Here is a 19554-nt window from a genome sequence, read left to right as displayed (position 1 = left end):
AACATAAAGTTATGATTGAAAAGAATTTATTGTAATAGTATGGCCAAAGTGGCGTGACCCCAAAGATGCACCGGAGCAGCGCACAAAGCGCCTGATGAATATACACCGCAGCCCGACTCTTTACCTGAGCCGCAACCTCTCTGATCTCAAGAAGAAAAATACCCGGTTACCGGCCCCTGAGCGTTTGTCCGCTCCCGTTCAGGCAATCAATGCTCGCAACTGTTTATTGAAAACACTACCGGTGGATATCGAGCTGTACCCCCATATCACCCACTTGAATTTATCGCGCAACCGTCTAGAAAAGCTACCGGCCAAGCTAACGGCATTGCAGGCATTGACGCACCTAGATCTGAGCTTCAACCATTTTGAAACCTTCCCTCAGGTACTGATAAATATGCCGTCCCTGCAATGGATTGACATGCGCCGCGCCCGACAGCCCGATTACCACACCGGCTACGACACAATGAGCTACCGCCCGATTGAAATACCCGAAGCATTTCGCAAGGCCAATCCTGACTGTCAGATCCTCACCGACGAGAACACGCCAGTCATCGACGAATAGTTCTTTCCCCCGTTGTCACAGCACTCGCCGCCAGCTATTGCTGGCGGCTATCTTTCAGGATCCGGCGCGGCTCTCATTGTTAAGACACCTACCCACCTAGAGTGAACCATACTCCCTCTTTGAACGTTCCCCCTTAGGCGTTAATCACAATGAGGCTCTATTCATGAACAACATATTTACTTTTTTCCGCCGTACCGCAATGCTGTGGCTCCTTTGCCTACCCACCCTTGCCCTTGCTGATCACCACGAGCAAACCCAAGCCGAGAAGAATCTTGTCCAAGTAGCCGCCAACAACGATGACTTCCAGACGCTGGTAATGGCCATCAAAGCAGCTGACCTCACTGAAACCCTCGAGGGCAAAGGACCGTTTACCGTACTGGCTCCGACTGATGAGGCTTTCGCCAAACTGCCAGAGGGCACCTTGGCCGAACTGCTAAAACCCGAGAACAAAGAAAAACTTCAGGCGCTGCTTACCTACCATGTTCTGCCAGGGGCGATCTCGTCCAAAGAAGTAAGCAAATTGAAACTCCCGGCAACGGTGCAAGGCGATACATTGAAAATAGAAAATACTGATGACGGAGTGACGATTAACGGGGCGAAAGTCCTGATTGCCGATCTTCCGGCCAGCAACGGGATCATCCATGTTATCGACACGGTACTGATCCCACCTCAAAAAGCAGAATAACAATGCAAGGTATAGCAGCAATAAAAAAAGCTTCGCCAAGGCGAAGCTTTTTTAGCGGGCAGGTTATAGGTAGTCACACAGATAAGCTGTTGGGACATCAACCTTCACTTCGAACGATGAATCCCCCGCTACCTCAAAATCATCGCCGGCATAATAGGTTTCCCAATCAATATGGCCCGGCAACTTCACGGTCAACGCACCCTTGACTACCGTCATCTTCTCTGGCGCCGCCGTTCCGAAAGTGTACAGCCCGGGAGCCATCACCCCCACACTGGCACGCTCGCCCGATGATTCAAAACCGAGCGACTTCACCTGACCATCAAAATACTCATTCACTTTCAACATGACTTTCCCTATCAAAAACAATGCCATGCTTTGAAGCTATCACACTTACATATCATTCCCTAGCAAAAACACCGACCTTTATTAGACGAATTTTTGACAATCTGGAAAGTTTTTAACCGTCATATTCCGATACACTACGGCAATATTTTTCACTTAACTAATTGGAAAACAACAATGAAAAAAGCAATTCTGCTAGTTGCTGCCCTCAGCAGCCTAGTTTTGATGGGATGTTCGGCGCAGGAGAAACAAGATATCAAAGCGGGCTTTCGTGATATTGGCCATGCTACCCGCGATGCATCGAAAGCCACGGGGCACTTTTTCCGAGACACCACTAAAGATGTCATCAAGAACGCCAAAGAAACGACCTCGTCAAATGACAGTTAATTAGGCGTTACCGACGACACTTCCCGGTACAGCATTGCTCTGCCGGGAATTTTCCCTCACTGCCATGCTCATCCCCCAGCGCTTCCAAGATAGAACAGTGGCTAGCATCATCATCGGCATGCCCACAGCACGCATCATTAATTTTCTTCAGCGCCACCCGAATTCGGCTCAGCTCAGCAATCTTGGTATCGACCTCGTCAAGCTTAGCCTGGGTAATGGCTTTCACTTCAGCGCAACTGTGCCGACTTGCCTCCAAACGGATATCGAGCAGCTCCCGGATCTCGTCCAAACTCAACCCCACCGCCTTAGAGCGCATGATAAACTGCACCCGCGATAAGTTCTCTTCACTGTACAGGCGGTAGCCACTTTCACTGCGGCCGGCTGGCTCCAGCAAGCCATTTTTCTCATAAAACCTTAATGTATCGCTGCTTATCCCTGAGCGTTTTGCCAATTGACCAATCAGGTACATCTCATTTCCTTCTTCGATAGCGACAAAAAGCAAACGTTTGCGCAAATCATGGATTCATGTAAAATATGCCGCGTTGATCACACAACAACCAACAGGGACACCCTTAACCGATTCTAGCCGAGGGTATTTGCCAAAAGCCACTGCACACGGTGTCTTTTGGCAAATAATCCCCGTGTTCACTAGAGAGATGGTTGCAATGGAAAACGCTCGTCCTATCCGCCGCGCACTGATCAGCGTGTCTGACAAAACCGGTATTGTAGAGTTCGCCAAGGCCCTAGCCGATCGTGGCGTGGCTATTCTGTCAACGGGCGGCACCGCACGCCTGCTCGCCGAACAAGGCATTGCCGTCACCGAAGTCTCTGACCACACTGGCTTCCCGGAAATGATGGATGGCCGAGTGAAGACCCTGCACCCGATGATCCACGGCGGGGTGCTGGGCCGTCGCGGTACCGATGATGCAGTCATGGCCGAGCACGGCATTGCCCCTATCGACATGGTGGTGGTGAACCTCTACCCGTTTGCTGCGACGGTAGCCAACCCGAACTGCACACTGGAAGACGCCATCGAGAACATCGATATCGGCGGCCCGACAATGGTTCGCTCTGCCGCGAAAAACCACAAAGACGTGACCATTGTGGTTAATGCCCACGACTACGACCGCGTGCTGACCGAAATGGCCACCCACGATGGCTCACTGACTCACGCAACCCGCTTTGATTTAGCCATTGCTGCATTTGAACACACTGCGGCCTATGACGGCATGATCGCCAATTACTTCGGCACCATGGTGCCATCTTACGGCGACAACAAAGAAGGCGACGAGGAGTCCATTTTCCCACGTACCTTCAACCAGCAGTTCGAGAAAAAACAAGACATGCGCTATGGCGAGAACAGCCATCAGGCGGCCGCTTTCTACGTGGAAGCGACCCCTGAAGAAGCGTCTGTCTCCACTGCACGCCAAATTCAGGGCAAGGCCCTGTCTTACAACAACATCGCCGATACCGATGCCGCATTGGAGTGTGTGAAAGAGTTCGACGAGCCTGCCTGTGTGATCGTCAAGCACGCCAACCCATGTGGTGTGGCGCTAGGGGAAAACATTCTAGAAGCCTACAACCGCGCTTACCAGACCGACCCAACCTCTGCGTTTGGCGGCATCATTGCCTTCAACCGTGAGCTTGACGCTGCCACGGCACAAGCCATTGTCGATCGCCAGTTCGTGGAAGTGATCATCGCGCCGACAGTGACCGCTGAAGCTATTGAGGTGGTTGCCGCAAAGAAAAACGTGCGCCTGCTGGAGTGCGGCCAGTGGTCAAGCAAGACCACCGGTTTTGACGTGAAGCGCGTTAACGGCGGCCTATTGGTGCAAGAACGCGACCAAGGCATGGTGACACTGGGCGATCTGAACGTGGTCTCGAAGCGTCAGCCAACCGAGGACGAGCTCAAAGATGCGCTGTTCTGCTGGAAAGTGGCCAAGTACGTGAAATCGAACGCCATCGTCTACGCCAAGGGTGACATGACCATCGGCGTCGGTGCCGGCCAGATGAGCCGCGTGTACTCGGCCAAGATCGCAGGTATCAAAGCTGCCGACGAAGGGCTGGAAGTCGCTGGCAGCGTGATGGCCTCCGATGCCTTCTTCCCGTTCCGCGACGGGATCGACGCCGCTGCCGAAGCCGGTATCAAATGTGTGATCCAGCCGGGTGGCTCAATGCGCGACCAAGAGGTGATCGACGCCGCTGACGAACACGGCATGGCGATGATCTTTACCGGCATGCGTCACTTCCGCCACTAATTTCCTCTTCGTATTTGGCACTGTGGCGCCGTTAGCTGCTTTCACCAACTACTTTGAGCAAAACTTATAATTTGGTTTTTTAAGTATTCCGATATTTGAAATACATAGAGCAAGTCAGTGACTTTAAGTTCAAGGAAAAAGCGCGCAGTTTATAAGCATAAATGAGCACTTTTGATGCCGAAATTAAAAAACTGACGATGCTATAAGGATTTTAAAACATGAATGTATTGATTATTGGTTCTGGCGGTCGTGAACATGCACTGGGCTGGAAGGCCGCACAAAACCCTAACGTTGAGACCGTATTCGTTGCACCGGGCAACGCCGGTACCGCGCTAGAGCCGAAACTGGAAAACGTCGACATTGGCGTGGAAGACATCGCGGCACTGGTTGCCTTTGCACAAGAGAAACAAATCGAGCTGACCATTGTCGGCCCGGAAGCCCCGTTGGTTATCGGCGTGGTCGATGCGTTCCGCGAAGCCGGGCTGCCCATTTTCGGCCCGACCGAAGCGGCGGCGCAGCTGGAAGGCTCTAAAGCCTTCACCAAGGACTTTCTGGCCCGTCACCAGATCCCTACCGGTGCCTACGCGAACTTTACCGAGATCGAGCCAGCCTTGGCATATGTACGTGAGCAAGGTGCACCGATTGTGGTGAAAGCCGATGGTCTAGCCGCCGGTAAAGGCGTTATCGTCGCGATGACGCTAGAGGAAGCCGAAGCCGCCATTAAGGACATGCTGGCAGACAACGTATTCGGGGATGCCGGAAGCCGCGTGGTGATCGAGGAATTCCTTGAGGGTGAGGAAGCGAGCTTCATCGTGATGGTGGATGGCGAGAATGTGCTGCCAATGGCCACCAGCCAGGATCATAAGCGCGTGGGCGACAAAGATACCGGCCCTAACACCGGTGGCATGGGTGCCTACTCTCCTGCCCCTGTAGTAACGCCCGCTATCCACGATCGCATTATGGCGGAAGTGATTTACCCAACGGTGCGAGGAATGGCCGCCGAAGGCACCCCTTACACAGGGTTCCTCTATGCGGGTCTGATGATTGACACTGACGGCACACCGAAGGTCATTGAGTACAACTGCCGTTTCGGCGATCCGGAAACCCAGCCGATCATGATGCGGATGGAATCGGATTTGGTCGAACTGTGCCTGGCCGCCATTGACGGCAAGCTGGATCACGTTGAATCAAAATGGGATCCACGCGCCTCTATCGGGATCGTACTGGCAGCCGGTGGCTATCCGTCAGCCTACGACAAGGGGGATATGATCTCTGGCCTGCCCCAGCATGAAACCGAGGGCGAGAAGGTATTCCATGCCGGTACGGCCAACCGCAACGGTGAGGTCGTGACCAACGGCGGCCGAGTGCTGTGTGCCACGGCACTTGGCCACAGCGTCTCAGAAGCCCAGCAACGTGCGTATACGCTAGCCAAGCAGATTAGTTGGGATGGCATGTTCCACCGCAACGACATCGGCTACCGGGCCATTGCCCGCGAGCAGGCATCCAAATAACGCCAAGGCGATTGCCATAAAAAACGCGCCTATAGGCGCGTTTTTTATTACCATACTGAATGCATCAATCAATCAAGACCGGCGCAGCCAGACACTGCATTTCTGGTGCCTTGAGAACCAGCAATTGGCTGGCTGTCAGGCTATCACGGCGAACTTGACCGTTCACCGCCATAAACCCCTGATCCTGATATTCAGCGACCTGTCCGGCTAACTGGGACGACAGTACCGGGTTGAATGTCACGCTCAATTCTCGATTATCACCACAGCGGTAGAACTTGCCCTGCTTCCAGTGCCCCTGCACCATCGCCATATCTTCTTCGCGTAATTGTTGGACGACTGCCATGCCGTGCTCTGCTTCCTTGCGCAACTGTTCAAGCTGGCCATTGGTTAGCGGGATCACGTCGCCAGCCAAAGTATAACGCTGGAATACCGCACTGCCTCGGGTATCGTAACGCACATGAAGGGTGTAGGGCTTGAGCTTCTGCTCGTCAAGTGCCTGGCCCTGACGCTTGATCTCGCGCAGCAATCCCTCGCGCCATAGGTAGTCGGAGTGATAGTTGCCAGAATCCCCGGCAAAAACCCTGTCAGACAGCCGCACAGGACGATTCTGCTGCGAGGTATACCAATAGAGCAAGGTCGTGTCACCCTGGCGTTGACCGCCGGTATGGGTCACGATAGGAGTCAGGTTGTTTTCCGGAATGGTCGGAGTGGAGGTGCAGCCCGCAAGAAGGGCAAAGAAGGCAAAAGGGATGAGATGTTTCATGAAAAACTCCGCCAGATAATTTTATCTGGCGGAGTATAGATTATTTCACTGAGTCTTTCAGTGCTTTACCTGCTACGAATGCAGGTACGTTTGCCGCCGCGATTTGAATTTCCTGACCAGTTTGTGGGTTACGGCCAGTACGTGCTGCGCGGTGGTTCACTTTAAATGTACCAAAGCCAATTAGTTGAACCTGGTCGCCTTCCTTAAGGGCATCAGTGATACCGTCAAGTACAGACTCTAGTGCAGTTTTAGCTTGAGCTTTAGAAAGATCAGCTTTCTCTGCGATCAGGTCAATCAGTTGGGTCTTGTTCATTAGGTTTCCCTTCTAAGGTTTTTCTTTAAGACGCATCAACTCTAATTCAAAAGAAGCCCGTGTGGCAAAGGTTTGTCGGCTATGATGTGGTTAGGTGCGGGCTCTTTAACCACAAACTGAGCGCAAGTTCACAAAATGTTACGCATTTAGCATGTGAAATAGTTGTATTTATTCGCTCGAAGCCCGATTAATATAGGCGTCCCTGATACTAGCCAACTAAGGTAAGCATGATACTCCTTACGATTTACATCTCTGTCGCGATAGGTGTTTCGTTCATCTGTTCGGTTCTGGAAGCGGTCCTCCTGAGCATCACCCCTAGCTACATTGGTACGCTGCGCCACCAGGGCCACCCGGCGGCAGAGCGCCTAAGCAAACTCAAAGATAACATCGACCGCCCGCTCGCCTCGATCCTGACCCTGAACACTATCGCCCACACCATCGGTGCGGCAACGGCCGGTGCCCAGGCAACCGTTGTGTTCGGCAGCGAGTGGCTCGGCGTATTCTCTGCCGCGCTCACCGTGGGTATCCTGCTTCTTTCTGAGATCATCCCAAAAACTATCGGTGCAACCTACTGGCGCCAGCTCGCACCAGTGACAGCAAGCCTGCTGCGCTGGATGGTACTGCTGCTGATGCCACTGGTCTGGGTCTCTGAGCAAATCACCCGCCGCTTGTCTCGTGGCCATCAAGCACCCAAGCTTCGCGACGAACTGTCTGCAATGGCGATGCTTGCCCAGGAATCCGGCGAACTTGCCGAAGGCGAGTCAAAAATCCTTGCTAACTTGCTGCAGTTCCGCGATGTCAATGTCACCAAGATAATGACCCCGCGCCCAGTTCTGTTCCGAGTTGATGCCGAGCAGCCAATCAACGAGTTCCTGTCCCAGCACAAGGACAGCCCGTTCTCGCGCCCGCTGATCTACACCGAACAGAAAGACAACATCATCGGTTTTGTCCACCGCCTGGAACTGTTTGCCGAAAGCCAAGCAGGCCGAGGCCAGCGTGAACTGGGCACCCTGATGCGCCCGCTGCCGGTGATCATGAACACCTCGAGCGTACCAAAGGCCTTCGAGCAGCTCATGAAAGAGCGCTCTCAGCTAGTACTGGTCGTCGATGAATACGGTACGGTACAAGGCCTTGTGACCATGGAAGATATCTTCGAGCATCTGGTCGGCGAGGAAATTGTCGACGAGGCCGACAAGAATACCGACATGCAGCAACTAGCATTCCAACGCTGGGAGCGCTGGAAGCAAACCCACGGCGTTATCGAAAGCAAAGACGACGAATAACCGTTGCAACATACAGAAAAGGGGCCTCCAGGCCCCTTTTTTTATCGCTATCACTGATATTTACCGATAACACTGTCCGACATTCGCCATATAAGCCCTCTGACGGCTTGCCACAAGGCCAACGGCCAATACGATAAGCGTAGGTACAAGCCATCCTGCAAAGTAACCATACAGCGGCAACCAGGCGTTCAGAGCCTGATCCGCAGCACTTGGCATAATTCCCAGAATATGAACGGCATCCAGCACCGCGAAGCCCAATGCTGTTGCCATTACCGCCAGTACCCATGCCGATGCGATGTGCTTTCGTAGCGGTGCGATCAACAAAAGGGCAATCGCAACCGGGTGCAGGGCAACAACTGCAGGCAAGGTTATCGCCAACAATTGTTCAAGACCGATATTGGCCACCAGCCCAGCCAGAGCCATTGCAACCCAAACCGCAGCGCGATAAGGCACCCGTGAAAATGTCCGACTGTAAAATTCGCTGCCCGCGGTTGTTACCCCGATCGCTGTCGTCAGACAAGCCAGTACCATCACCACGCCAAGCAGAACCGTCCCGGCATTGCCGAAATGATAACGGGTAAACGCCGTCAGGATATCGCCACCATTGGTAAATGCCGTGCCTAGATAGGCACTGGTTGAGCCGACATAGGCCAACGCGATATAAACGACTGTCATTGCAACGGCATACATCAAGGCCGCCATCAGGGTGTATTTTGCCGTAGCTCGCGGGCAACTCACCCCCATAGACTGGATTGCCCTGAAAATAATCCAGCCAAAGCCAATCGAACCCAAGGCATCCATCGTCATGTAACCCTGGGTCAACCCTTCTGCCAAGGCACCCGTCACATAGGGACCTTGGGCGACCAACGGTTCACCCGCCGGTGACACCAATGCCGCGGTCACCAACACCGCCAATATCACCACCAGCAAAGGGGTCAGGCACTTGCCAAGGCTGTCGATCAGCTTGCCCGGATGCAAGGCAAAAAAGATGGTAAGCAGACAGAAAATGACCGTGAACGGCAGCAGGAAATCATCGCCGAAAAAAGGGGCCAAGCTGAACTGGTAAGCAACGGTGATCGCCCTAGGCACGACAAATGCCGGGCCAATCACCACAAATACCATCACCCAGAAACTGGTTGCCAGCGGCCGTGGCAGTACCGCCGTCAGATTATCCGACCCACGAACCAAGGCTACCATCACCAGTGCCAAAGCCGGCAAACCCACCCCGGTAAGAAGGAATCCGGCCATCCCACTGACAAAGTGCTCGCCAGATTGAAAGCCCAAGAATGGCGGAAAGATCAAGTTACCCGCCCCCAAGTACATGGCAAAAGTCATGAAACCCAGTGCGGCGATATTACGAATGCTTAGCATAGTCATCCTCTACAGCAGTCGCTTGGCGTAAAGTGAGAGGAAAAAATCGGAGGGAAAATTTGACCTGTCAGCTTCAACGCAAGCTGACAGAAAATAGGTGCGGCCTGTCAGCCCCGGATAAGTTCCAGAGGGAGCAGGAGGAGTAGGCTGGCAACAACAGGAGAGATCCCATTGTGGGCAAGAGGTGATATTGCTATCAATCCGCGCATGCTCATTCCTCGCTAACAGGTCAGTAAAAAGAAAGCATGACGCTTTCCGGTTCGTCTACTGTTATAAACGCCAGCCGCCCCCGAAAACAAGCGGCAATATAAAATAAGTGTAGAGACCCTGAATGGCGGTAAAAAACCAGCATTTAACGCCAAATTCTCACAAAGAATTAAAACATTAAACTAGCAATGGCAGTTATATTCTTTTTGCGTATTTATTGAGGCGTAAAAAAAGAGCCGCTGACGGCTCTTCTTTTGATAACGCAAGTACCCGATTACAGCTCGATACCGATGTTGCTGACAGGTTCATCACGCAGCTCTTTGCGCAAACCCTTGATCAACTCGATGTCACGTCTTTCGGCTTCTTTCAGTGCACGGAAGATAGCCCACTGCATATCCCATTCGGCACAGATCGCCTCATTTTCTTTTTGGTTTTCATTGGTCACTTCGATTCCAGTCTGGGCATATTCCAGATCGGCCACCGTTTCCGCTGACAGCGAGCTCAGTTTGACCAAGGTTTCCAGCATCAAGTCACGATCAAGCATCGCATGCAGCAGATCGGCCAACGCAACACAGGCGTCAATAGCCGGGTTTACGGCGTACAAATCGAAATCTTCAGCGTTTGGCACTAGCTCTTCGAGCTTCTCCAACTGGTTTTCGAAGTTGATCTTCGCTGTTTTGACCGTCAGTATCTCCCAGATACTGTCGAGAATAGAGCGGTACTTATGCGCCTCTGCAAATTCGGTTTCCTGACAGAAGAATGCGTAGTTTGGGTACATTCTTTCACAAAGCGATACCATAAAGGTAATGTGTTGCCATGGTTCTAATTTTTCTAGACGAAGCTGAACAGGATTCTTTAGCATAGGATCATCTGCAGTTATGGTTTGCCCCGGATCTTACTTTGATCCTATACCTACTGCAATACATGGAACACCCCCTGCATCCATAGAAGGATTTCCTATGCACAATCTGATGATCTGCACCAATGATCCGCACCGATACCAGCAACAGATCGAAGCCCTTGAACTCCCCGGTATGGAGCTGACCGACGATCCTCGCCTTGCCACCATCCTGCTGGCTGACCCACCCGCTGTCGCAAATAGGCTAGAAGACTTTCCCCGCCTACAGTGGTTGCAGTCGACCTATGCCGGCATTGACACCCTAACCGCACCGGGACTGCGCCGGGACTATCTCCTTACCAATGTCCGAGGCTGCTTCGGCCAGCTCATCAGCGAATACGTGCTCGGCAATATGCTTGCTCTTACCCGCCATTTACGCGATTACCACCAGCTGCAAATGCAACATCAGTGGTCTCCCAAACCCTACCGAAGTCTGGCCGGGCTGACCATGCTGATCCTCGGCACCGGAAGTATCGGCAACCAACTCGCCACCGCTGCACGCGCACTGGGATTGCGCTCTGTTGGCGTCAACCGTAGCGGTCAGTCGAGCAACGCCGGAGGTTTTGATGATATAGCCAAGATAGATATGCTGGATCGCTGGCTTCCCGTTGCCGATATAGTGGTATCAACCCTACCCGCAACCCCGAAAACCGATGATCTGCTCAATGCCGAGCGGCTAGGACTATGCCAAGGAGCCTTGCTGTTTAATGTCGGTCGAGGCAATGCCCTGTGCGAGGAAGGCCTGCTTCAAGCACTCGCTAGCGGCGCAATCCACCATGCCTTCCTCGATGTATTCAAACAAGAACCGTTGCCGCAGGAGCATCCTTTCTGGCAGCACCCGCAAATCACCGTCACCCCTCATATTGCTGCAGTCAGCTTTCCCGAGGATGTTGTCGATATCTTCGCCGACAACTACTCTCTGCTGGCGAACAACAAGCCGCTCCGGTACCTGATAGACTTCAATCAAGGATACTGACAAGCCGACAAGCATCAATGAAGACATGTACAAGCCATGCAGCACCGCTAGATGGACTGCTCGATCAAATACGCAGCTGCGAGATCTGCAAGGATCACCTGCCGCTCGGCCCCCGCCCTGTGATCCAAGCCGCCAACAGTGCCAAGCTGATGATTATCGGTCAGGCACCCGGCACCCGTGTCCACGCCAGCGGGATCCCTTGGGACGACCAAAGCGGTGAGCGCCTGCGCCGATGGCTAGAGATTGACCGTGATACATTCTACAACCCACAACACATTGCCATTATGCCGATGGGGTTATGCTATCCGGGCAAAGGAAAATCCGGTGATTTGCCGCCCAGACCAGAATGCGCCCCACAATGGCACCCACAAGTTCTGCCTTTGCTGCCACAGATCGGCATGACGCTGCTGATCGGCCAATATGCCCAGCAACGTTACCTCAGTGACAAACCCAAGGCCCTCACCGACACCGTCAAGCGGTGGCAGCAGTGGGCACCGCGTTTTATCCCGATGCCGCACCCTTCGCCGCGCAACACCCTCTGGCTCAAGCGCAACCCGTGGTTCGAGGAAGAGGTCGTGCCCTATATCCGCGATTACGTCCACCAGCACCTTGGATTAACAAAGGAATAGATAAACAAAAGCCCACACAACTTTCATTGTGTGGGCTTTATCAGGGAGCAATAATGCATTGAGGCAGAGCGGCTGGGGTTAAGAGCAAAGAGAAAGCGCGCAGTTTATAAGCATAAATGGGCACTTTCGATGCTGCCATTGAGCCCAGCCGTGAAGCATCAAGGTATTATTTGTGGTACGGCTTAGACAGCTCGTGCACCGCTTCCACGAACACGCCCGCATTCTCAGGCGGCACGTCCAAATGGATACCGTGACCAAGGTTGAACACATGGCCGGTACCTTCGTTGCCGTATCCCTCGAGAATTGTTGCCACCTCTTGGCAAATACGCTCAGGCTGGGCATACAACATAGATGGATCCATGTTGCCTTGCAGGGCAACTTTATCACCCACGCGACGCTTGGCATCAGCAATATCAATGGTCCAGTCTAGGCCGACTGCATCACAGCCCGTTGCTGCGATTTGCTCTAGCCACATGCCGCCGTTTTTGGTGAACAGCGTTACTGGTACGCGACGGCCTTCGTTTTCACGGATCAAACCATCGACAATCTTGTGCATGTAGCGCAGTGAAAACTCGTTGTAATCACGCGGTGTCAGTACACCACCCCAAGTATCGAAGATCATCACCGACTGAGCACCGGCTTTGATTTGAGCGTTCAGGTATTCGGTCACGCTGTCTGCCAACTTATCCAGCAACAGATGCAGGGTTTGCGGCTCGGCGTACATCATTTTCTTGATCTTGGTGAATGCCTTTGAGCTACCGCCTTCAACCATGTAAGTCGCTAGCGTCCACGGGCTACCGGAGAAACCGATCAATGGCACTTCGCCTTGAAGATCTTTGCGGATCTGGCGCACGGCGTTCATCACATACTGCAACTCGCCTTCAGGATCAGGCAGACCAATCTTGTCGACATCGGCCTTGCAGGTGATCGGGCGGTCAAAAACCGGGCCTTCGCCTGCAGCAAAACGCAATCCCAATCCCATCGCATCCGGGATCGTCAGGATATCAGAGAACAGGATCGCCGCGTCCAGCGGAAAACGGCGCAGCGGCTGCAAAGTCACTTCACTGGCCAACTCGGCATTTTTACATAGCGACATGAAGTCACCTGCCACGCTGCGGGTTGCCCGGTACTCTGGCAAGTAGCGGCCAGCTTGGCGCATCATCCATACAGGTGTGCAGTCTACTGGCTGCTTCAGCAAAGCACGCAGGTAGCGGTCATTCTTTAATTCACTCATTAGGGACTCCATGGTGTGTTTCAGCGAGCTATTGTATCACTAACCTATCGCAACTAAAGAAGCGCTTTGTTAAGCGGATCAAGTTTAGAGCAACAATCCATTCACCAAATTTGCGGCAAGTCGCCTTATCGTGGTACAAATTCTGCGCGCTAGCAATAATAACAATGATTTTGCTCGTAGAAGGCAAAATAACTGCACCTTACCCCTCCTATCGGAGGGTTTTTTTATGCTTGGCCTTTATCTGCTATCAGAACCAAGGTCTCCTCGATCAGACCGCGAGCAATCGTACCGGCTGGGGCAACCTCTGGCAGTGTCTCCCTGGTCGCCCATATCGCATCCGTCAGCTCGGCATAATCCGGCTTGAGTTCGCCACTTTGGTAGTCGGCCAGAAAACCCATCATCAAGTTGGACGGAAACGCCCAAGGTTGGCTACCGAAATACCGAACATTGGTCACTTCTATCCCTGTCTCCTCACGCACTTCACGTACCACGCACTGCTCCAGCGTTTCGCCCGCTTCGACAAAACCAGCGATCACCGTGTACATACCATTTTTATGACGAGGGTGTTGGGCCAGCAGAATTTTATCGTCTTTGCGAACAGCGACAATCACACAAGGCGAGACACGGGGATAATGCACCCCATGACACTGCTCACATACCATTGCCACGGCTTGCGTATCAAACCGACAGCGCGATCCGCACTGGGAGCAATAGGCTTGGGTATGGCGCATATGAGATAACTGGGAGGCCCGTCCGGCCAAGTTGAACAAGCTGGCATCGCAACTAAGCAATGCTCTCAGGCTATGGAATTTCTCGTCAGGCAGAGACTCCGGCGCCTCAAGCCAGTAAACCGGGCGGCCTTGATATTGTCCAATTTCAACGGCGTTCTCCGACGAAAACGCCGCCGTAGCTCGGGAAGTCAGGGGAAGCTGTTGATCTTCCAAATAAATAAGGCGTTCTCTAACAATGCACCAATAGGCTAATTCTTGATTTTTTAACATCAACTTCACATCCATCCTTGCAGGGTATCGCTTTTGCTGGCAATCTAAACGTAATACGGAAGTGAGTCCGTAATCCAAGGTTCTCTTTTATAAGAGATTAACAGGTATTGTTATCAGTACCCCCGTTTCGGTACTGTAGATCATGAGGGCATGGTCATGTTAAGCAAATTTGAGCAAGTACAAAAGCAATGGGGCGGCAGCAGCGATGTGATTGACCACTGGCTGATGTCGAGGCAGCAATTACTGATAGATTACTGCAAGCTGGCCGGCATGCCGCCATTCGAACACAATAGCCGACAACTGCCAACCACCTCCCAACTCCAGCTTTTCTGCCAACAACTCGTTGATTACATCTCTGAAGGCCATTTTAAAATCTACGATATGGTAATGGCTCGCTGGAATGCGACTGGCTACTCGCCTACCGAAGAAATCTCCCAACTCTACGCTACAATTACCCAAACCACTGATCCACTTCTCAATTTCGCCGATAAATATACCGAAGTCAAAGATGACGATGAATTGCCAGACTTCAATGATGATTTGTCGGCAATCGGTGAACTCATTGAGCTGCGTTTCGCGCTTGAAGATACCCTGATTGATCTGATCGGTGAAAGTCTAGCCTGTCCACCAGGTGCCTGATACAGCAACCTCTGAAGCACTCCCTGCCCTGCAAATGCAAGGCGGGGGCTTTCAGACGCTTTCTCCACCAGCATACTTGCTGCAGATAGCTAGCTTTATGACTTGCCCAATCAAAAATAACAGATAATAAAAAAGGGTACCCGAAGGTACCCTTTTTTCATTGTCTTAACGACCGAGATTAGTTCTCGTCACTCAGACCAGCATTTAGCAATGCTGCAAGATCCTGAGACGCTTGCTCAACATCTACCTGAGGTGCTACTGGCTCAAGCTCCGCATCACGCTGGCGCTGACGCTGCTGATGGTACGCGAAACCGGTACCTGCAGGGATCAGACGACCAACGATTACGTTCTCTTTCAGACCACGTAGCTCATCGCGCTTACCAGATACAGCGGCTTCTGTTAGAACGCGCGTTGTTTCCTGGAACGATGCCGCAGAGATGAACGATTCAGTTGCTAGCGATGCCTTCGTGATACCCAGTAGGTCACGCTCGTAAGTCGCAACTAGCTTACCTTCAGCTTCAAGCTTACGGTTCGCGATAGTTACGCGAGAGTATTCAACCTGCTCACCAGGTAGGAACTCAGAGTCACCCGCAGAAACAATCGTTACCTTACGCAGCATCTGGCGAATGATCGTTTCGATGTGCTTATCGTTAATCTTAACGCCCTGTAGACGGTAAACTTCCTGAACCTCGTTCACGATGTAATCCGCTACCGCGTGAACACCACGCAGACGCAGGATATCGTGTGGAGACTCTGGACCATCGGCGATAACATCACCACGCTCTACGCGCTCACCTTCGAACACGTTCAGCTGACGCCACTTAGGAACCATCTCTTCGTAAGCGTTACCTTCAGCAGGCGTAATGATCAGACGACGCTTGCCTTTAGTTTCCTTACCGAACGATACAGTACCTGTGATTTCCGCTAGGATTGCAGGCTCTTTCGGCTTACGTGCTTCGAACAGGTCGGCTACGCGAGGTAGACCACCGGTGATATCTTTAGTACCGCCAGATGCCTGTGGAATACGAGATAGCGTATCACCGATACCAACCATTGCACCGTCTTCTAGCTGGATAATTGCTTTACCAGGTAGGAAGTACTGTGCCGGCATTTCAGTACCCGCGATCATCACGTCGTTGCCGCTTTCGTCAACCAGCTTGATGGTAGGACGCATGTCTTTACCCGCACCGGTACGCTCTGCAGCGTCAAGTACAGTGATCATAGACAGGCCTGTTAGCTCATCAGTCTGGCGAGAAACTGTCACACCGTCGATCAGGTCAACAAACTGCACACGACCTGCCACTTCAGTGATGATTGGCATTGTGTGTGGGTCCCAGTTCGCAACTACTTCGCCAGCTGCCACTTCTTCACCGTCTGCTTTAGACAGGTGAGAACCGTAAGGTAGCTTGTAGTTCTCTTTCGTACGACCAAATTCATCAATGATGGTCATTTCAGACGCACGAGATGTGATAACTAGCTTGCCGTCGTTGTTGATAACGAACTTAGCGTTTTGCAGTTTCACAGAACCGTTGTTCTTAACCTGGATGCTGTTTTCAGCCGCTGCCGCAGATGCCGCACCACCGATGTGGAACGTACGCATTGTCAGCTGTGTACCCGGTTCACCGATTGACTGTGCCGCTACAACACCAACTGCTTCACCTTGGTTAACCAGGTGACCACGAGCTAGGTCACGACCGTAACAGAACTTACAGCAACCGAAGTCGTTCTCACAGGTAACAACAGAACGTACTTTCACGAAGTCAACAGAGTTGGCTTCTAGAATGTCACACCATTTCTCGTCAAGAAGGGTGTTGCGTGGAGCAAGTACTTCTTCAGTACCTGGCTTCATCACATCTTCAGCAACAACACGGCCTAGTACGCGAGAACCTAGAGGCTCTTTAACGTCACCACCTTCGATCAGAGGCATCATAGTGATACCAGCGTGTGTACCACAATCGTCAGACGTGATCACAACGTCCTGCGCAACGTCTACTAGACGACGAGTCAGGTAACCGGAGTTCGCAGTCTTAAGTGCGGTATCCGCAAGACCCTTACGAGCACCGTGGGTTGAGATAAAGTACTGAAGTACGTTCAGACCTTCACGGAAGTTCGCTGTGATCGGTGTTTCGATGATCGAGCCATCCGGCTTAGCCATCAGACCACGCATACCCGCTAGCTGACGGATCTGAGCGGCAGAACCACGCGCACCAGAGTCGGCCATCATGTATACGCTGTTGAACGATTTCTGCTGTTCTTCTTCGCCGTCACGGTTGATAACGGTGTCGAAAGACAGGTTATCCATCATCGCCTTAGCAACCTGCTCGTTGGCTGTTGCCCAGATATCGATAACTTTGTTGTAACGTTCGCCGGCAGTAACCAGACCAGACTGGAACTGCTCCTGAATTTCAGCAACTTCCGCTTCTGCTTCTGCGATCTTGGTGTACTTGGCTTCAGGTACAACCATGTCGTCGATACCAACCGATACGCCAGACAGTGCCGCGTAAGCAAAACCGGTGTACATGATCTGGTCAGCAAAGACGACTGTCTCTTTCATGCCCAGTTCACGGTAACAGGTGTTCAGTAGCTTAGAAATTTGCTTCTTACCCAGTGCTTCTGTGTTCACTAGGCTGTATGGCAGACCTTTTGGTACGATCTTCCATAGCATTGCACGACCAACAGTCGTATCAATTAGCTTAGTTTCAGGAGTCAGGTTGCCCTGTGCATCTTTCACAAACTGAGTGATACGTACTTTTACACGTGAGTGCAGTTCAGCGTTGCCTGTACGGTAAGCTTTTTCAGCTTCCGCAGGACCCGCTAGGTACATGCCTTCACCCTTCGCGTTGATCTTGTCACGCGTCATGTAGTAAAGACCCAATACAACGTCCTGAGAAGGTACGATGATCGGATCACCAGACGCTGGCGATAGGATGTTGTTGGTAGACATCATCAGAGCACGAGCTTCAAGCTGCGCTTCCAGAGTCAGAGGTACGTGTACCGCCATCTGGTCACCATCGAAGTCGGCGTTGTATGCCGCACACACAAGTGGGTGAAGCTGAATCGCTTTACCTTCGATCAGTACTGGTTCAAATGCCTGAATACCTAGACGGTGCAGTGTTGGTGCACGGTTAAGCATTACTGGGTGTTCGCGAATCACTTCGTCCAGGATATCCCAAACTACCGCTTCTTCACGCTCTACCATCTTCTTGGCAGCTTTGATTGTCGTCGCTAGGCCACGAGTTTCCAGCTTGCCGTAGATGAATGGCTTAAATAGCTCTAGTGCCATCTTCTTAGGAAGACCACACTGGTGCAGACGCAGGTATGGACCTACGGTGATAACAGAACGGCCAGAGTAGTCTACACGCTTACCAAGTAGGTTCTGACGGAAACGACCCTGCTTACCTTTGATCATATCAGCCAAAGATTTCAGAGGACGCTTGTTTGAACCCGTGATAGCGCGGCCGCGACGACCGTTATCAAGCAGTGCGTCAACAGATTCCTGAAGCATACGCTTTTCGTTGCGTACGATGATATCAGGAGCAGCCAGATCCAATAGACGCTTCAGACGGTTGTTACGGTTGATTACGCGACGGTACAGATCGTTCAGATCAGACGTTGCGAAACGGCCGCCGTCCAGCGGTACCAACGGACGTAGATCCGGCGGCAGAACTGGCAGAACAGACAGGATCATCCACTCAGGGTTGTTACCTGACTGCAGGAATGCTTCTACAAGCTTCAGACGCTTGGTTAGCTTCTTGCGCTTGGTCTCAGAGTTAGTTTCTTCCAACTCTTCGCGCATCAGTTCGATTTCAGCGCTTAGGTCCATGTTGCCAAGCAATGCTTGAACAGCTTCGGCACCCATCTTCGCGTCGAACTCGTCGCCCCACTCTTCAAGTGCATCCAGGTACTGCTCTTCAGAAAGCAGCTGGCTACGCTCAAGGTTGGTCATACCTGGTTCGATAACAACGTATGATTCGAAGTAAAGTACACGCTCGATATCACGTAGCGGCATGTCCATTAGCAGACCGATACGAGATGGCAGTGACTTCAGGAACCAGATGTGGGCAACAGGAGAAGCTAGCTCGATGTGACCCATACGCTCACGGCGTACTTTGGTCTGAGTAACTTCAACACCACATTTTTCACAGATAACACCACGGTGCTTCAGGCGCTTGTATTTGCCACAAAGACACTCGTAGTCTTTTACCGGGCCAAAGATACGTGCACAGAAAAGGCCGTCACGCTCAGGCTTGAAGGTACGGTAGTTGATGGTTTCTGGTTTTTTCACTTCACCGAAAGACCATGAACGAATCATGTCAGGTGAAGCAAGACCGATTTTGATTGCATCAAATTCTTCAGTCTTGTGCTGTGCTTTCAGAAACTTAAGTAAGTCTTTCACATTCGGCTCCTGTGAGGAGTTGACCCATAAAGGCGCCAGTCTACTGGCGCCTTCATATTTATACCGGAGTAACTAATAAATCTTGGTATGAAACCGAGG

Annotated in this window: 18 protein-coding genes; 9 read left to right on the top strand and 9 right to left on the bottom strand. The window is 52.1% G+C overall.

Features of this window, described 5'->3' with window-relative positions; translation table 11 throughout:
• Positions 1 to 94: 94 nt before the first annotated feature.
• Both ACSF8X_RS03030 and ACSF8X_RS03025 read left to right on the top strand, forming a co-directional pair.
• The gene (locus ACSF8X_RS03030) at positions 95 to 562 is read left to right on the top strand and encodes a hypothetical protein (protein ID WP_500850666.1); all 468 of its coding nucleotides are present in this window, start codon (positions 95 to 97) and stop codon (positions 560 to 562) included.
• A gap of 163 nt (positions 563 to 725) precedes the next feature.
• Complete coding sequence (locus tag ACSF8X_RS03025; RefSeq protein WP_047878430.1) at positions 726 to 1247, top strand: fasciclin domain-containing protein; 522 nt, start codon at positions 726 to 728, stop codon at positions 1245 to 1247.
• A gap of 63 nt (positions 1248 to 1310) precedes the next feature.
• Here the strand turns inward: ACSF8X_RS03025 and ppnP are convergent, their stop codons facing one another.
• Positions 1311 to 1592 carry a pyrimidine/purine nucleoside phosphorylase gene (ppnP, locus tag ACSF8X_RS03020; RefSeq protein WP_500850665.1) on the bottom strand — a complete coding sequence of 94 codons (282 nt, stop codon included), beginning with the start codon at positions 1590 to 1592 and terminating at the stop codon, positions 1311 to 1313.
• 174 nt (positions 1593 to 1766) lie between these two features.
• Here ppnP and ACSF8X_RS03015 point away from each other — a divergent pair, with 174 nt between their 5' ends.
• On the top strand, positions 1767 to 1976 hold the full coding sequence (locus tag ACSF8X_RS03015) for a hypothetical protein (RefSeq protein WP_047878432.1): 210 nt from the start codon (positions 1767 to 1769) through the stop codon (positions 1974 to 1976).
• Between the two features lie 7 nt (positions 1977 to 1983).
• On the opposite strand, the gene zntR is transcribed toward ACSF8X_RS03015, so the two are convergent.
• Positions 1984 to 2445 carry a Zn(2+)-responsive transcriptional regulator gene (gene zntR / locus ACSF8X_RS03010; RefSeq protein WP_047878433.1) on the bottom strand — a complete coding sequence of 154 codons (462 nt, stop codon included), beginning with the start codon at positions 2443 to 2445 and terminating at the stop codon, positions 1984 to 1986.
• A 196-nt stretch (positions 2446 to 2641) separates the two neighbouring features.
• Here zntR and purH point away from each other — a divergent pair, with 196 nt between their 5' ends.
• Positions 2642 to 4234 (top strand): bifunctional phosphoribosylaminoimidazolecarboxamide formyltransferase/IMP cyclohydrolase, encoded by a 1593-nt coding sequence (purH, locus tag ACSF8X_RS03005; protein ID WP_500850664.1) that lies wholly within the window; start codon positions 2642 to 2644, stop codon positions 4232 to 4234.
• A 218-nt stretch (positions 4235 to 4452) separates the two neighbouring features.
• Positions 4453 to 5745: a phosphoribosylamine--glycine ligase gene (gene purD / locus ACSF8X_RS03000; RefSeq protein ID WP_500850663.1), complete on the top strand. Its 1293-nt coding sequence runs from the start codon at positions 4453 to 4455 to the stop codon at positions 5743 to 5745.
• 64 nt (positions 5746 to 5809) lie between these two features.
• Here the strand turns inward: purD and ACSF8X_RS02995 are convergent, their stop codons facing one another.
• Both ACSF8X_RS02995 and hupA read right to left on the bottom strand, forming a co-directional pair.
• Positions 5810 to 6508, bottom strand: coding sequence for a DUF1481 domain-containing protein (locus ACSF8X_RS02995; protein ID WP_500850662.1), 699 nt, complete (start codon positions 6506 to 6508; stop codon positions 5810 to 5812).
• A gap of 40 nt (positions 6509 to 6548) precedes the next feature.
• The gene (gene hupA / locus ACSF8X_RS02990) at positions 6549 to 6821 is read right to left on the bottom strand and encodes a nucleoid-associated protein HU-alpha (protein WP_047878436.1); all 273 of its coding nucleotides are present in this window, start codon (positions 6819 to 6821) and stop codon (positions 6549 to 6551) included.
• A gap of 227 nt (positions 6822 to 7048) precedes the next feature.
• Between hupA and ACSF8X_RS02985 the strand changes: the two genes are divergently transcribed.
• Complete coding sequence (locus ACSF8X_RS02985; protein WP_047878437.1) at positions 7049 to 8104, top strand: CNNM domain-containing protein; 1056 nt, start codon at positions 7049 to 7051, stop codon at positions 8102 to 8104.
• 60 nt (positions 8105 to 8164) lie between these two features.
• Here ACSF8X_RS02985 and brnQ read toward each other — a convergent pair whose 3' ends face one another.
• Together brnQ and ACSF8X_RS02975 are read right to left on the bottom strand one after the other, a co-directional pair.
• A complete protein-coding gene (gene brnQ, locus ACSF8X_RS02980; protein ID WP_500850661.1) occupies positions 8165 to 9475 on the bottom strand; it encodes a branched-chain amino acid transport system II carrier protein in 1311 nt (436 codons plus the stop codon).
• Between the two features lie 481 nt (positions 9476 to 9956).
• The gene (locus ACSF8X_RS02975; RefSeq protein WP_047878439.1) at positions 9957 to 10544 is read right to left on the bottom strand and encodes a YjaG family protein; all 588 of its coding nucleotides are present in this window, start codon (positions 10542 to 10544) and stop codon (positions 9957 to 9959) included.
• 97 nt (positions 10545 to 10641) lie between these two features.
• Between ACSF8X_RS02975 and ACSF8X_RS02970 the strand changes: the two genes are divergently transcribed.
• The gene (locus ACSF8X_RS02970) at positions 10642 to 11556 is read left to right on the top strand and encodes a D-2-hydroxyacid dehydrogenase (protein WP_500850660.1); all 915 of its coding nucleotides are present in this window, start codon (positions 10642 to 10644) and stop codon (positions 11554 to 11556) included.
• A 17-nt stretch (positions 11557 to 11573) separates the two neighbouring features.
• The gene (locus tag ACSF8X_RS02965; RefSeq protein ID WP_500850659.1) at positions 11574 to 12185 is read left to right on the top strand and encodes a uracil-DNA glycosylase family protein; all 612 of its coding nucleotides are present in this window, start codon (positions 11574 to 11576) and stop codon (positions 12183 to 12185) included.
• A gap of 166 nt (positions 12186 to 12351) precedes the next feature.
• Here the strand turns inward: ACSF8X_RS02965 and hemE are convergent, their stop codons facing one another.
• Together hemE and nudC are read right to left on the bottom strand one after the other, a co-directional pair.
• Entirely contained in the window at positions 12352 to 13419 is a 1068-nt protein-coding gene (gene hemE / locus ACSF8X_RS02960; RefSeq protein WP_500850658.1) for a uroporphyrinogen decarboxylase, read from the bottom strand.
• A 224-nt stretch (positions 13420 to 13643) separates the two neighbouring features.
• Positions 13644 to 14420: an NAD(+) diphosphatase gene (gene nudC, locus ACSF8X_RS02955; protein WP_500850657.1), complete on the bottom strand. Its 777-nt coding sequence runs from the start codon at positions 14418 to 14420 to the stop codon at positions 13644 to 13646.
• 150 nt (positions 14421 to 14570) lie between these two features.
• Between nudC and rsd the strand changes: the two genes are divergently transcribed.
• On the top strand, positions 14571 to 15059 hold the full coding sequence (rsd, locus tag ACSF8X_RS02950) for a sigma D regulator (protein ID WP_205626065.1): 489 nt from the start codon (positions 14571 to 14573) through the stop codon (positions 15057 to 15059).
• Positions 15060 to 15237: 178 nt separating this feature from the next.
• On the opposite strand, the gene rpoC is transcribed toward rsd, so the two are convergent.
• Positions 15238 to 19455: a DNA-directed RNA polymerase subunit beta' gene (rpoC, locus tag ACSF8X_RS02945; protein ID WP_047878444.1), complete on the bottom strand. Its 4218-nt coding sequence runs from the start codon at positions 19453 to 19455 to the stop codon at positions 15238 to 15240.
• Positions 19456 to 19554: the final 99 nt, after the last annotated feature.

The sequence above is a fragment of the Photobacterium panuliri genome, assembly GCF_059920555.1.
The sequence above is the reverse complement of the archived record's forward strand: the minus strand, read 5'-3'. Positions and strand labels throughout refer to the sequence as shown.